Here is a 14,166-nt window from a genome sequence, read left to right as displayed (position 1 = left end):
AAGAGAAAAAATATAACTGAATAAGTAACCGAAAAACGCATAGATTATTACGTCTATGCGTTTAAGTCGTGACCTTTGTTCAGATATAGCCAACCAATAGTATACAAAAGAATATACAATAGGCTCCAAGATCGACAAGGGTGATCATATATTGTCTTTCTTCTCGTTCGTATTTATATGATACAAAAGCCCGGAGACACAATAAAACAACGAGAACAGCCATTATTAAATAGACGAATACCCAATCCTCCATAATCCAAAAAAGAACAAAGAGAATGCAGCTTAAAACAAGTAAGATTATTTCTATCCATTTTTGTGTAGTATTCACAAATAACCTTTGATGAGTAGAAATGTTATATTTCTGTCTTATGAAGTACCGCAGCACCAAATAGATAACCATTAGTAAAAAAAGTAAAGCAATATACATATCGACAGTCATCATTCAACACCCCTTTCTACCAGTACCGTTCATTTCTATATAATATATTTTAACACAATAAATATTGGAATATTAAAATACTTCAAACATCATTGAACAGCACCCCATTCCACCATTTTTAAACAAAATTTAACCTTACCTCTTACGTTCTTTTAACCTTTCATCTTTAACATAGATAAAGAGGTGAGGGAAATGGAATATGTAGTACAAACAAACAATTTATCGAAAAGTTTTGGAAAGGAAGTAGCCGTAGAAGGGCTAAATATGAAAATACGTAAAGGAGAGATTTACGGGTTTTTAGGACCGAATGGAGCAGGGAAAACAACGACCATCCGTATGCTGTTAGGGCTGATGAAGGCGTCGTCCGGCACAATTCAAATCTTTGAAAAGGATTTACATAAAGAGCGTATCAATATTTTGAAAAGAGTGGGCTCCCTAGTAGAGAACCCATCCTATTATCCCCATTTAACGGCGTATGAAAACTTAGAAGCATTACGGAAGATCCTAGGGGTACCGACATCAAGAATCTATGAGGTATTAGAAATTGTCCGATTATCTGAAGTAGCCAATAAAAAGGTCAAAGGATTCTCGCTAGGAATGAAACAACGTTTAGGAATAGCGGCATCCCTATTGAACAGTCCGGAGCTTTTAATCCTAGATGAGCCAACAAACGGATTAGACCCATCCGGCATTATAGAAATTCGCAATCTGATCAAACAGCTTCCCGCTGAAACAGGGATGACTATTTTAATATCCAGTCATTTATTATCCGAGATCGACCAAATGGCGACGACCGTTGGAATCGTGACAAAAGGAAAAATGATTTACCAGGATTCCATCGAGGCTCTCCGCATGCATGCCAAGCAAAAGATTTTACTGAAGGTGAGCAACAGCGAGCAGGCATGGCGATCGTTATTAGGGAACGGGATAAAAGCAGAATGGCTGGAAGGGGTTATCCTACTGTCCGAGCATTCCGATGAAAAAGTAGCGAAGGCAATCCATACCCTCGTGCACGGTGGCTACTCCATTTACCGAGTGGAAGAGGAAAAAAGATCGTTAGAAGATACGTTCCTTCAAATGACCGCAGAGGTGAAGGTCGTATGATTGGAAAACTAATAAAGGCAGACTTTTTGAAGATAAAACGAAAAGGATTATGGTTTCTAGCATTTTTAGGGCCGTTCGGAGTGATTGCCCTGCAAATGGTCAACTACGGCGTTCGGAAAGATTATTTACTAAAGCAAAGTGATGATGATTGGGGCTATTATTTAGCAAACGTACACTCGTTTACCCCATTAGCACTTGTATTAGGAATCGCTATTTTAACTTCATTTATAGCAAGTATAGAAAATGAGACGAATGCTTGGAAGCAGCTGATTTCATTGCCGGTCTCCAAAATGGGCGTGTATTTATCGAAGTTCACGGTTCTCGCAAGCCTGCTATTTGTATCCTCCTTGCTTGTAGGCATATTTTCTTTAGTATATGGCATTTTTCTGAACTTGGGAGATGACATTCCTTACTTGGAGCTACTCAAATATAGCTTCTACCCTTATTTGGCAGCTCTGCCAGTACTAGCGCTACAGCTATGGATTGCGTCCGTCAGTCAAAACCAAGGTATTCCCATTACAACAGCAGTGCTAGGTGTCATTTTTACCTATTCGGCCTTCGTTTTACCAGACTGGATGATTTGGAAGTGGCCATCTTTGATGAACGAGTGGGATGAACCAATCATTAATGTCCTGCTTGGGGTAGGGGTAGGGCTTGTATTGTATATCGCAGGAATGCTCGACTTTATGAGAAGGGACGTGAAATAAATGCTGTCGATTTTACAATCAGAATGGTTTAAGTTTAGACATTCCAAAATTTTTTTCATCATTTTGACCGTGCCCCTTGTTGGTATATTTCTTGGAATGACTAACGGTTTTTCAGATGACCGTGTAAATGAATGGTATCTATCCTTACTAACGATGAATTTTACGTATGGCCTACTATTTTTACCTCTGTTAACTGGAGTTTTAGCAAGTGTGATTTGTAGATATGAGCATCAAGCAGGGGGCTGGAAGCAGCTGCTGGCATTGCCAGTGACAAGAGGAAAAGTATTTGCGGCGAAGTATATATTGTTACTATTGCTAGTGCTTGTCATTCAATTATTATTTTTCGCTTCCCTTTACGTAGTAGGTATCATGCAAGGGTTTACCGATCCATTTCCCATGCAAATTGTATGGAAAAGCTTAGTCGGGGGATGGGTGGCGACATTGCCGTTAGTCGCATTACAGCTATGGATGGCTATCATGTTCAAGAGCTTTGCGGCACCGTTCGCGGTTAATGTGATTTTAACATTGCCTACGATACTAGTTGTAAACTCTGAGCGTTTAGGGTCCTTCTATCCGTGGGCTCAGCCATTTTTGATGATGTATATCGGAGGGGACACGAGTGATACGTTCTTCGTTCCATGGGATCAATTATTAACGGTAGTGGGCGGAAGCTTTTTATTATTCTTCATTGGAGGATATATCTATTTTCAAAGGAAGGCGGTATAAAAAATGGAACGGAATTTTATAGTAGTTATGGTTATCTTGCTTGCAGTTTTATTGACAGGGTGCAGCAGTAAAGCAGCCGATAATGCAGAATCATTTATTTCAACCATAGAAGCGATGAATATTCCAGACGGTGTGAAGGTAATCGGCTTAGGGGAAGCGACACATGGGAATGTGGAGTTTCAAGAGCTGAAAAAAGATGTATTTGAATCGCTAATCAAACAAGAAAACGTTCGAGTATTTGTCATAGAGGGTGACTTTGGTGGCGGCCAGCAAATAAACGATTTCATCTTAAATGGAACGGGCACAGCCGAAGAAGCGGTAAACACGCTAGACTACACTATTTATAAAACAGAGCAAATGGTTGATCTCGTACAATGGATGCATGATTATAACGCAACCACAAGCGAGGAAGAGAAGATTTACTTTTACGGAAACGATATGCAGCGCTATGACTATAGCAAAAAAGGCGTGCTGGACTTTTACCAAACGGTTAACGAAAATGCGTTCATTGACTATGAATCAAAGCTCGAGCACGTTTCTAATGAGAACATGCGTGAGCTAACAACTGATCAATTAAATGATATCAATCAAACAATAGAAGAGATTATTCAAGATTTACAATCTAACGAAGCAGCTTATATAGAGAAATCAAATAAAGAAGCTCACACGCTTGCGCTACAATACGCTCAAATCATGAGGCAGCGTACTCAGCTATTCTTAAATGAAAAGGATTATATGCAGCTACGAGATGAATACCTGGCTCAAAATTTGCAATGGATCATGGAGTTCGAAACAGCCCGTGGCAACGAGAAGGTTTTCTTTAACGGACATAATGGACATGTGGAAAAAACGTCCGCATCGTTAGCCGGCTACAAGTCGATGGGACATTATTTAGACGAGCAATATGGAGAAGCGTACTTTGCAATTGGAACGGACTTCACCAAGAGCAAGTTTCAGTCCAAAAATGGCAGTGGAGAGCGTAAAACCTATAAAGTAAAAAACAACAATGACTTAACCGATGCCTTTAGCAAGGTAGAGTCCAACATTTTCTATGTGGATTTTGAAATAGCAGAAGAGTCGGAGGTATTAAAGGATATTATATCGAAGGAGCAAAAGATGGCTAATATCGGAGATGACTTCCGTTACTGGTACAAGTTTTTGAAGATGTTCTACACAATCGAAATGACGCCAAATGAAGCATATGATGGTGTCATTATCGTTAAAGAAGCAACACCGACAAGAGTGAATGAATAGAAATAGCAAGAATCCATTTTATTTTAGAATGGATTCTTTCTTTCTATTCCACGATAATCGAAAAAGCATAGTTCCCATCTCCATTGTTCCAGAAAGCTGTCAGATTGTAGAGATAGAGCCCTTTTTCTTTTGGAGCTACGAAGATATGATCATGAATCGGAATTTGAGTGACATTATTTTTGCCTTGCTCCACCTTCAGGGATTCCGCAACTGGTTTCATCCTAAATTCTATGTTAATTTCTTCTCCTGGCGAAACCGAGGTAGGAGAGTCTAACGGTCTGACTGGGTTAGCGCAGGCAGTAGACAGGATTCCACTCCAACAATAGTAACCTTGTGTAGTAGAGATATGTGTGTCGCCTGCCGTAATAGAAGGTAAGGGAGGCTCGGTACGAAAAGGCTCGAATACAAGCAACCCCATGATTATCAATCCAATTATACTAATGACAGTGAATATCTCTCTAATTGAAATCGCCTCTTTATCTACAGTAGAAGTTTATTTATCTATCACTTTAGTTTATTGGGCAATTACCTTTGCAGGCTCGATGTCTTCAAAATGTACTGCACCGCTTCTAGTTAGCTTGTTCCAATTGGTTCTGCTTCCGAAAAAGTATAAAATAGTGCCGTAAGTAAAGAAAAAGGTGTCCAGAAAGCGATAGGTGATAGATTCCCACATCGTGAATAGGATGATACGCAGCCAGTGTAAAACAGAAAATTTGTAGCCGTAATGTCCTGCACGTTGAACTGCCACTAAACGGAGTATAAATTCGCTTAACCAAGCGATAGCCATCAACAGGATCGTAATGCCAGATATGTTCCCGAGTATGATGGAAAGGGGAAGAATAATCATTGCCAGCATACCAATGACACTAAGAGTAACTGACTCAAATAAGAGAAAACCCGAAAACTTCTTGCCCAAGCTAGTGAAAAAGTCTTTCTTGTATAAATTAATACAATCGATAAATCCTTTTTGCCAGCGAATGCGCTGGTGCATAAGGGATGCAAAATTCTCTGGAACCTCTGTGTAACAGACAGCCTCCGGTATAAAAATCATTTTTTCTCCCATATTTCTTTTGTGCATATATTTTTGAAGACGGAAGGTGATTTCCATGTCCTCTCCAAGCGTATCTCGATAACCACCAATATGTTGAAGAACATCTCTTCTGAAAGCCCCGAAGGCCCCAGATACTACATTTAAAACATTTAGTTTCGCTTGAGTGACCTTCCTTACATAAAAGGAGGAGAGATAACCAGAAGTCTGATACTTAATAATCCAGTTTTTAGAGTAATTAATAAGGCCTTGCTTATTGATGAGCTGACCAACGTGGACCATGCCGCCTCCAGCTATCACCTTTGGATCCACAAATGCTTCATTAATCTTGTTTAAGCTATTTTTTTCTAATATTGAATCGGCATCCAAGGTGATGACAATCTCACCAGTGGCAATAGCAATCCCTGTATTTAAGGCTGCTGATTTTCCACCGTTATACTGATCTACAACTAGAATGTCAGGATATTTCTTACTTAGGTAAATATTTTTAATGCCCCTAGTATTTAAGAGGACAGTAGAGTCTCTAGTAGTCACCTCTAAATCAAGCATTTCCTGTAATACGTGTAAGGTAGCATCCGTCGAACCATCATTTATAAATATGGCCTCTTTATCCGTATAATCCAACCGAAACCAGCTATCTAAGCATTGTTTTAAAACGAGCTCCTCATTGTAGGCAGGTATCAATACAGAAATCTTTTTCTCTGGCAAAATTAGAAGCTTCGTTTTAGTGGTGTTCAGAGAGCTGTATATATACTTCAATTGTAGTAACAGATAAAGTGCAAAGATTATTGTTAAGCTAATTGATATTAAATCCAAATGAATCCTTCTTTCTCAAATTATTATTTTTGATATATCCTTACATAATCCACTTCCATACTAGAAGGGAATTCTGTTGAAGAGTCAGGGTCACCAACCCAAGTACCACCCACTGTTACATTCATGAGTAAATACATTTCTGTATGAGAAACATTACTTGTTCGGAAGGTTACTTCGTCATCTATATAAAAAATGAGCTCATCCTGTGACCAATTGAGCGTATACGTATGCCACTCGGAACCATTTATATGTTCATTCAAGTGAAATGCACGGTTACCTTCCTTCTGATGAGCGACATGCCAAAGCTCATTAGGCAATTGGCCAAGCATCTCCACTATGTCGATTTCCGGATAAGACGAATGGTCAGTAGGGAGCAGCCAAATAGCAGGGAATAGCCCCTGACCTTTTGGAAATTTAGCCCTTATTTCAAACTTTCCATACATTTGCTCGTGTAAGCCCTGTGTCGTAACGGCTCCGGAACGATAAGGGTAGCTTTGATAGGGGGTATCGCTAACCTCTAGCTTTAAAACACCAGAATCGGAGGTTACCTGTTCTGGTAAGTAGTGATGTAGTCTACCATGATCTTTGTAGCCGCTATTTAATAGGTTCCAGTTAGAAGAGGAGACCTGATCCAGGTCAAATTCATCCCGAAAGGTAAGCTTCCAGCCAGCTTCTGTGTGCTGATCCTCATATGGAACTTCTACTATTGCTGGCTCGGTTGGATGCTTGATGATCTCCACCTCTTCTTCTTGTGCTTTTTCTGTGTGTACTTGTTCCTCTTCTATAGTCACTGGAGTATCGCTTATAGGCACACTACATCCAGCTAAGAAAAATATAAATAGAATCATAAATACCCTCATGGTTAGCTCCTCCTTGCAAGAGAAGTATATTCATATAGTAGAAATTTAATACCTCAAATTAGGAATTTAAGCATATAAATTTTAATGCATAAAGTATTAAATATCAGAAAAGTTAATGTATTTAGTTTATTTCAATCTTTTTCACCTTCCTTTATCAGATCTACTTGCTAATGGTAGTTCCATTTACTTAATAAAAAATGATGATTGCTCAATAGGCAGGAAAGAACCAAAATCATTTGTATAAGGAGAACAACTCGAAACTAATATGAAATGACTCGTTATTTTAAATAAATAGTAAAAGCTGCATCCAAACTGTATTACTAATATTAAGATAATTTTATTTTTAGAAATACTGAGGAATGTTATGAGTTTTTTTTATAATATACTGAGGAATGTTAAGGAATTATAGAGGACTTTTGAAAAATAGCATAAAGTTTTTAGTGTAATTTTTTACTATTTTAATATAATTAAAATAGAGGTATTTAGTTGAAATTTGTCTTGTTTTGTTGAAAAATGGAGGCATTACATTTAGTTACGTAAAAAACCTCTCACAATTGAATTGTGAGAGGCTAAGTATTGTAATCTATTAGTCTAATTATCCTAAAACGAATTGCTCTGGTGGTTCAGTATCAGTCAAAAACTCGTACGTGAAATCGTCTTAGCTATATGAGTTCGAAACCATGTCAATTTGTATAATCTGACTCGATAATATAGGTACACGGTACAAAGTCAACTTGCCAAATGTTATTTTCTGAGAGAAAGAATTTATGTCCTTCATTGTGCATTTGTTGTGAAAGCACCCTTAAAACGACAGCTTTACCATGCCTACTCCCAACCTGTAATGCAGTTTCGGCATCTTCGGATAGATGGACATACAACCTATTCATTTTCTTGATCCCTTGTAACGTTATTTGGTTAAGTGAAGCTTTAGAAGTGCCATGATATAAAAACTCTGGTGGCTCAACTTCTTTCATAGGAACCTTCACACGAATAGAGTGACCTTGATTAGCTCGGATTAATGTGGAGGTTTCATCAAAGCTATATCTCTTTTTCCTATCGGTCCTTACAATCTCTTGTAATATATGAAAATCAATCAGCTTACCGCTGTTATTTATACCCTCTAGTAATTCCTCCACATTTGCATAACCAAATTCATCTAATGTAATACCTATTGTTTCTGGCTTATGCCTAAGAATTAAACTAATAAATACACTTAAATGATCATGTGTAGACATAAATTTACCCCGCCCTTCAATCTATTAATCCAAATATCTCCGAGCACCTGCATAATTCGTTTTAAAGGTCCCAGCATTCATCGACTCGATTCTTACTTTTAAGGAAGAGCTCGGTGCATGCAGCATTTTACCCTCGCCTACGTAAAGCCCTACGTGATATACCTTTCCTTTCCCACGGTTGCCAGCGAAGAATACTAGATCCCCCGGCTGGAGGTTGGCTTTCTTTACAGCAGTCCCTTTTGTCGCTTGAACGAAGGAATCCCTTGGAATGATGATTCCATGGTTTTTATAAACAGAATAGATGATACCTGAGCAATCATAGCCGTAAGAGGATGTTCCAGCCCATAAGTATGGGAGGTTAAGGAACATTTTAGCGCTGTTTACGATATCCTTTTGAGTCGGCTTCGGAATAGATTTGTAGTTTTTGAAAACCTTCGCGTCTTTCTTTTGCATATACTTTACACCGTTTTGCGGAGTCTGTACATGTAGCCAATCACCTTCCTCTTTAATTACTGGAAGGATAGTAGAATAGCTGATACTAATGTATTTATTCTTTTTCACCATATCACTGTAGAGTGTAGGGCTTTTCGCGTTTACTACGGCAATAGAGCAATCCGTATAGTCCTTTGTTGTTTCAAAAATATGTGATTTAGGAACCCAGCCTGGATAGCCTTCCTTTTGGTGAGGGACATACTGATCTTTGATGGCAATTTTGACCCAGCTGCCACTTGTCTTTAAAATGGTTACCTCGTCACCAAACAGTGCTTGGGTGTCGACTTTATTTACTAGCCACCATTTTTCCTTGATGCTCATATTTTTTGTCCATTTATGGATATCCACTGGAGCAGAAATCGACGGCTTATCTACTGCACGATACACGTTTGGTGTCTTCCAAAGGGAGGTGACCTGGACGTTTACCTTCACTATTTTCTTGTTGCTTGGCTTCTCGCAAGATTTTGCAGGAGGGACGGGTTGGGCTGGTGGAGCAGTGACCTTACGTAAACTTGGCTCCATACTGCGAGCTAACCAAACGACGAAATCTCCTTTTGTCACGTTTTCGAGTGGTCGAAATGTATTGTCGGTAGTCGAGCTTATAATGTTGTGAGAGTGAAGAGTTTTAATGGCATCCGATACCCAATACTCCGGTAATACGTCTTGAAAAGTCTTCGAAACCGTTCCAGTCAAACCAAAGCCTTGAACTAAAAAGGCGGCAGCCTCGCCACGAGAAAATGGCTGATCTCTATTAAACGCATGATCTCCATCGAGATTCATAATCCCTTTTTCAACTAAAGCAGCAACTATTGGGTAGCTTGGGTGGTCTCGATCAAAATCTGATATGAGTACATCAAATTGCTTTGACGTATCGATATCTAATGCTTCGACAAGTAGCTCGGCAGCCTCTAATCGAGTTATTTCCTTGGTGACTCCAAAATTACTAGTGGCGTTAGTGACAATAAGACCCTTTGTAGCTAGAAAATCGTAGGCGGCTTTGTCTGGATGGGAGTCATCCACATCCTTGAACAATGCAGAGGCAGAGGCAGTAGTGAAGGTAGATAATAGCAAAATAAACAAGGTGATGATCATGGTGAGTTTTTTCAAAAGTAAGGTTCCTCCTATAAATGAATTACCTCTAATATTACTATAAAATTATTACATAATGTAACCTAAAATGGTAAAAATTCACTTTTGATATATACATATAATGAAGTAGTAGTAAGTTCAATCTTAATAGCGACCCTCTTTTTTCAAGCAAGTCGTAATAACTTAATATAATTAGCTAAAAAACTATAAATTTCCCCAAAGTTCCCCATTTTTCTTTAAAACGATAATAAAAATCACATAATATGTAATTTTATAAGTATTTTTGTAATATATTATTATGTTATAAGTTGAATAGTTTTAAAATTAAGGGTATTATTGAAATGTGAACTTAGAGGTAATTTTTTCATAATTACCCAAAATTAAAAGGAGGAGTTTTATGAGTAAAAATTTCGTAAAAAAATCAGTAGCAGCAGCTTTATTAACTACATCGGTATTATCTTTTGCACCTGCTGCACTGGGGGCAACTTCGGTTGACCAAACAGTAAACAAAGTAAAAACAGAGTTGAACAAGGCAACTACACACTATGTCTATCCTTCTTTGGATCGTAAACTAGCACCGAGCAGTGCACTATATCCTGCGCTAAACAGTGCAAAGAAAAATTACCAAAACGCTAGAAAATCCATTCAAGGAGCTTCTGGACTTTCAACAGCTCAAAAGAATGCAAAGCTGGGTGAAATCGATTCCCTTTACAATGAAAAAATTTCTGGAGGATTAGTGCCATATATTGATGCACATAACTATGCAACGAAATACTTGGTGCCAATCATGAATGAATTAAACGAAGCGCAAGCAAGAAATGACTTTGCAGCAGTAGAAAAAGCGTACCATAAGCTTTCTTATCAGCTAAAAGGCAGAACTGCAATTCTATACCGTTTCTCTGGTAAAGCAGCTCGCGATCTATTGTTAGAGCAGTATAAAAAACCTGCAGATGCAAAACGTGATGAGTTAATGGTTCCTGTAACAATTTACATGGAACTAGTAAAAATTAATGATTTCTTAGCTACTAATAAATTGAGAGAAGCTAAAGCTTCTCTTGCAGAAATCGAAGCAATTTTACATCGTTTGCCAAGCCCATCTACTGATAAATTCGTGGCAGCGCTTATGGTAGAAGTAGAGAAGGCTAGAAAAGCTGTAAACGGCACAGTTACACCAGCTCCAACGCCACCAATCACTAACCCTGGCAATCCACCAGCTGATGGGGGAGGAGATACAACAACTCCAGCTCAACAGCAACAAATTTTAGATACAAAAGTTGCGTCTATTATTGCCACTTTAAATGCAACTCAATCTGATATTGCAACAGTGGAGAAAACTGGAGCAAATGCTTACACAGTAACTATTAAAGAAGATGTAAAGCCTGAAGCGATTAATAACTATTTAGGCAAAGGTCTTTTTGCACAGCTTGTTACTCAAGTGGGCGTAACACATGTGAATGGTCTAAATCCACTTTCATCAGAAGGTATTGATTACCTGAAAAAACAAATTCCTACAGATATTAAATCTGCAGATGAATTAAAAGGTAAAACATATTCTCTTCCTGTGACTGTGAACAACGGATCTGCAATTAACGTTACTTTCTCTGTAACTTTTAAATAAGTTATTTAAATACAAAAGCCCATTACTTGTATAAAGTATGGGCTTTTATACATATTTTTACTAAAAACGACACTATATAACTAAAATCCGTGTTAAACTGGTTTTACTTTTTACTAGGAAGGGAGATAACTTATGAAAAAGCTTAAAATATTTTCTATAATAGCTCTTGCCGTAATTATCGCCGGTGGTAGTTACTTATTGTATATGTTTAAATTTAAAGAATATGACGTAGCGGACGAGGAGGTGAAAGAGATTGTAGAGAAGGAGCCATACAAGGTGGAACTACCAGGTGGCATCACAATCTTAATGGATGAAAACGGAGATGTGATTGAAGAAACTACTGAGGGAACTGAACCAGGTGGAAATTCAGGAGCTTCTAATAGTAATACGCAAACGGTATCCGGTCCTACAAGTACAGCTTCCAATTCTAATAATGCATCGACACCCTCTCAGAGTACTCAGAGTACTGGGAAAGGAGCAAGCTCTGGAAATGCAAGCTCTCCAAAACCAAGTGGGAGTGGCACGGATTCTACCTTAAAAAGTGAGTCGGTAGTTACGATCATGGAAAAATATCGTCCAGCAATGGAAGGTCTCGAAAGCCAAGCAGACACCAAGATTAATGCACTAGTTGGACGAGCTAAAACGGAGTACAGTACGAAAAAAGCCAATGGGGAAAGTATCGACTACGGTTACTTCTACAATAAATATATGGCGGCTGCCAAGGACTTAGAGGGAAATACAGATAAAGTATTTAACGCCGTGTTAAAAGCTGTTGAAAAAGACCTCGCAGCAAATGGGCATGATCAATCACAGGCTAAAGCAATGAAAAAAGAGTATGAAGCGAAGAAGAAGGCACGCCGTGACGGTATTCTAAGTAAGGCAATGGGAAATTAATATCAGACGAAAAGGCTGCCAGTATCTACTGGCAGCCCTCTTTATTATTTCATCGCAAGCTCACTCTTCAATGAAGCTTGTATAGTGTTAAGCTCGTTATCATCCATCATGTAGTACCATACACCATCAATCATTTTTCCTTTTCCATTTTGGATATAGAGCTGGTTTACATTACCTACAGCTCCACGGTAATTGGACTGGATAGATACCATTTCATCAAAGGTTAAATTTGTTCGAATATTTTTCCCTAACGCTGCAAAGATGGTCTTATAATTCATGATACTTCCGACAGAAGCACCTTGCTTCAAGACTCCTTGGATCACTTGCTTTTGTCGGTCCTGGCGACCGAAGTCTCCCCGTGGATCCTCATAGCGCATGCGTATAAAGGATAATGCCTCTTCACCGTCTAGAGATAGCTCTCCTTTGGAAAACGTATGACCGCCTGCAGCAAAGTCGATGTCGTTATTCACGGTAATACCACCAACTGCATCTACGATGTCCTGAAAGCTTTCCATGTTCACTTGAACGACATAGTCAATCGGGATATCTAGTAAGTTTTCGGCTGTTGCCATGGACATTTCAATCCCGCCAAAGGCATACGCATGGTTAATCTTGTCTTGAATGCCTTTTCCTACGATTTCTGTATACGTATCGCGAGGGATGCTTACCATTGTAGTTGTATTTGTTAAGGGGTTAACGATCATGACAATCATTGTATCGGAACGCCCCTTGTCATTGTCTCGCTCATCTACACCAAGCACTAATACAGAAAAGGGGTCCTTTTCCTTGAATGTAATAGGCTCCGTACGTTTCTCAGAAACCTTTCTATCTATCGGCTCATGCATGTCTTTCACTGTATCAGTGACATCTTTATATAGGAAATACCCTAACAAAACAGTACCAACTACTAATATCCCACTAATTCCAAGTATCCACGACCATATTTTTCGCTTGTTTTTCACTGTTTTCCTCCATTATTGACTGGTAAAGTATGAACTCAGAAAACTACTCCACAAATTAGCACCATCACTATTTGGGCTGTTATCTTCCGTCAGAAATTCTGTGATTGCCACATCATCCGTCGCTGGCCAGTCAGTCCAGTGATTAATATAAGGGATATCATTGTCGTTTGCAAATGTTTCCAATGCTCTAACTTGTGTTAAATAGAACTGAGCTTGATAGAAGGGATGTGGGGGCTGTAACATCACTATTGTATCCTCAACTTCCTCTCTCGCTCTTTCCTGTACGGCTAAAATATGATCATGCTCATCTTCGATTGTCACTAGACCGTTATTGTTTAGTGTGAATGGTTCCATTAGCACTAAGTCATATTCAGTATCCCAAGCGATTTCTTCTATATGCGTTTCCACGAACTTTTCTGAGGTGACGTCCCAAGGTGAAAGTGTAATCTCAAACAAGCTGCCATATGTATTCGTTAGTGCCTCACTAAGCTGCTGACCATATCCTGGACTGCCATCATTCATAACCGTAGAACCAACAATAAGCATTTGGATATTCTCGCTCTGGTCATATCGATCTAATACTAGCTCCTGTATTTTGGCATCAGCATTAATAAGTGCCGCGACCACTTCTTCTCGTGTTAACTCCCACTCTTCAGGTAAAGGATCTTCATTAGCAGCTGTATCCTCTGTTTGAACCTTTTCAGTCTGAGCATTTGGTATCGTTTTTGACATATTATGAGCATTTTCTAGTTTATCAGTCCACGTAAAATAGCTCAATACTAAAATTATTATACAGAGAATCGAGATTAGTAGCATAAAAGACTTATGTATATTCAAGTAATAACCTCCGTTTGGTTAAATAGGTATTATTTTATTTCATATGGTTTTATTATACTGCCCTATGATAGAATAATAAAGATAA

The 14,166-nt window shown here is 38.6% G+C and carries 14 protein-coding genes; 6 read left to right on the top strand and 8 right to left on the bottom strand.

Going from position 1 to position 14,166, the window contains the following annotated elements:
* Positions 1–79: 79 nt before the first annotated feature.
* Positions 80–400, bottom strand: coding sequence for a DUF4181 domain-containing protein (locus tag Q0371_RS19215; protein WP_366518597.1), 321 nt, complete (start codon positions 398–400; stop codon positions 80–82).
* Between the two features lie 231 nt (positions 401–631).
* Here Q0371_RS19215 and Q0371_RS13895 point away from each other — a divergent pair, with 231 nt between their 5' ends.
* The 4 genes from Q0371_RS13895 to Q0371_RS13880 are packed head-to-tail and all read left to right on the top strand — an operon-like array spanning position 632 to position 4,230.
* Positions 632–1,543, top strand: a complete 912-nt coding sequence (locus Q0371_RS13895) for an ABC transporter ATP-binding protein (protein WP_298472056.1) — start codon at positions 632–634, stop codon at positions 1,541–1,543.
* Positions 1,540–2,250 carry an ABC transporter permease gene (locus Q0371_RS13890; protein WP_298472053.1) on the top strand — a complete coding sequence of 237 codons (711 nt, stop codon included), beginning with the start codon at positions 1,540–1,542 and terminating at the stop codon, positions 2,248–2,250. Before Q0371_RS13895 ends, Q0371_RS13890 begins: the two co-directional genes overlap by 4 nt.
* A complete protein-coding gene (locus Q0371_RS13885) occupies positions 2,251–2,976 on the top strand; it encodes an ABC transporter permease (RefSeq protein WP_298472051.1) in 726 nt (241 codons plus the stop codon). It begins immediately after the preceding gene.
* Between the two features lie 3 nt (positions 2,977–2,979).
* Complete coding sequence (locus Q0371_RS13880; RefSeq protein WP_298472049.1) at positions 2,980–4,230, top strand: erythromycin esterase family protein; 1,251 nt, start codon at positions 2,980–2,982, stop codon at positions 4,228–4,230.
* 43 nt (positions 4,231–4,273) lie between these two features.
* Here the strand turns inward: Q0371_RS13880 and Q0371_RS13875 are convergent, their stop codons facing one another.
* From Q0371_RS13875 to Q0371_RS13855, 5 genes are all read right to left on the bottom strand, one after another.
* Positions 4,274–4,648 carry a hypothetical protein gene (locus tag Q0371_RS13875; protein WP_251552589.1) on the bottom strand — a complete coding sequence of 125 codons (375 nt, stop codon included), beginning with the start codon at positions 4,646–4,648 and terminating at the stop codon, positions 4,274–4,276.
* 96 nt (positions 4,649–4,744) lie between these two features.
* The gene (locus Q0371_RS13870; RefSeq protein WP_298472046.1) at positions 4,745–6,094 is read right to left on the bottom strand and encodes a glycosyltransferase; all 1,350 of its coding nucleotides are present in this window, start codon (positions 6,092–6,094) and stop codon (positions 4,745–4,747) included.
* A gap of 23 nt (positions 6,095–6,117) precedes the next feature.
* Entirely contained in the window at positions 6,118–6,954 is an 837-nt protein-coding gene (locus Q0371_RS13865) for a glycoside hydrolase family 16 protein (protein WP_298472044.1), read from the bottom strand.
* A 683-nt stretch (positions 6,955–7,637) separates the two neighbouring features.
* Positions 7,638–8,189, bottom strand: coding sequence for an RNA 2'-phosphotransferase (locus Q0371_RS13860; protein ID WP_298472042.1), 552 nt, complete (start codon positions 8,187–8,189; stop codon positions 7,638–7,640).
* 24 nt (positions 8,190–8,213) lie between these two features.
* Positions 8,214–9,788, bottom strand: coding sequence for an NlpC/P60 family protein (locus tag Q0371_RS13855; RefSeq protein WP_298472040.1), 1,575 nt, complete (start codon positions 9,786–9,788; stop codon positions 8,214–8,216).
* A 379-nt stretch (positions 9,789–10,167) separates the two neighbouring features.
* Between Q0371_RS13855 and Q0371_RS13850 the strand changes: the two genes are divergently transcribed.
* Both Q0371_RS13850 and Q0371_RS13845 read left to right on the top strand, forming a co-directional pair.
* A complete protein-coding gene (locus tag Q0371_RS13850) occupies positions 10,168–11,388 on the top strand; it encodes a hypothetical protein (protein ID WP_298472038.1) in 1,221 nt (406 codons plus the stop codon).
* Positions 11,389–11,520: 132 nt separating this feature from the next.
* On the top strand, positions 11,521–12,282 hold the full coding sequence (locus Q0371_RS13845; RefSeq protein WP_298472036.1) for a hypothetical protein: 762 nt from the start codon (positions 11,521–11,523) through the stop codon (positions 12,280–12,282).
* A gap of 44 nt (positions 12,283–12,326) precedes the next feature.
* Here the strand turns inward: Q0371_RS13845 and Q0371_RS13840 are convergent, their stop codons facing one another.
* On the bottom strand, positions 12,327–13,244 hold the full coding sequence (locus tag Q0371_RS13840; protein WP_298472034.1) for a LytR family transcriptional regulator: 918 nt from the start codon (positions 13,242–13,244) through the stop codon (positions 12,327–12,329).
* A 12-nt stretch (positions 13,245–13,256) separates the two neighbouring features.
* Positions 13,257–14,081: a hypothetical protein gene (locus tag Q0371_RS13835; RefSeq protein ID WP_298472032.1), complete on the bottom strand. Its 825-nt coding sequence runs from the start codon at positions 14,079–14,081 to the stop codon at positions 13,257–13,259.
* Positions 14,082–14,166 lie beyond the last annotated feature (85 nt).

It is taken from the genome of uncultured Psychrobacillus sp. (assembly GCF_938022135.1).
GTDB lineage: Bacteria > Bacillota > Bacilli > Bacillales_A > Planococcaceae > Psychrobacillus.
This window is presented reverse-complemented; position numbering and strand designations above follow the sequence as displayed.

Coding starts and splice junctions, on each gene's coding strand:
- Q0371_RS19215 (WP_366518597.1), bottom strand. CDS start 400: ATGGTTATCTATTTGGTGCTGCGGTACTTCATAAGACAGAAATATAAC.
- Q0371_RS13895 (WP_298472056.1), top strand. CDS start 632: ATGGAATATGTAGTACAAACAAACAATTTATCGAAAAGTTTTGGAAAG.
- Q0371_RS13890 (WP_298472053.1), top strand. CDS start 1,540: ATGATTGGAAAACTAATAAAGGCAGACTTTTTGAAGATAAAACGAAAA.
- Q0371_RS13885 (WP_298472051.1), top strand. CDS start 2,251: ATGCTGTCGATTTTACAATCAGAATGGTTTAAGTTTAGACATTCCAAA.
- Q0371_RS13880 (WP_298472049.1), top strand. CDS start 2,980: ATGGAACGGAATTTTATAGTAGTTATGGTTATCTTGCTTGCAGTTTTA.
- Q0371_RS13875 (WP_251552589.1), bottom strand. CDS start 4,648: ATGGGGTTGCTTGTATTCGAGCCTTTTCGTACCGAGCCTCCCTTACCT.
- Q0371_RS13865 (WP_298472044.1), bottom strand. CDS start 6,954: ATGAGGGTATTTATGATTCTATTTATATTTTTCTTAGCTGGATGTAGT.
- Q0371_RS13860 (WP_298472042.1), bottom strand. CDS start 8,189: ATGTCTACACATGATCATTTAAGTGTATTTATTAGTTTAATTCTTAGG.
- Q0371_RS13850 (WP_298472038.1), top strand. CDS start 10,168: ATGAGTAAAAATTTCGTAAAAAAATCAGTAGCAGCAGCTTTATTAACT.
- Q0371_RS13845 (WP_298472036.1), top strand. CDS start 11,521: ATGAAAAAGCTTAAAATATTTTCTATAATAGCTCTTGCCGTAATTATC.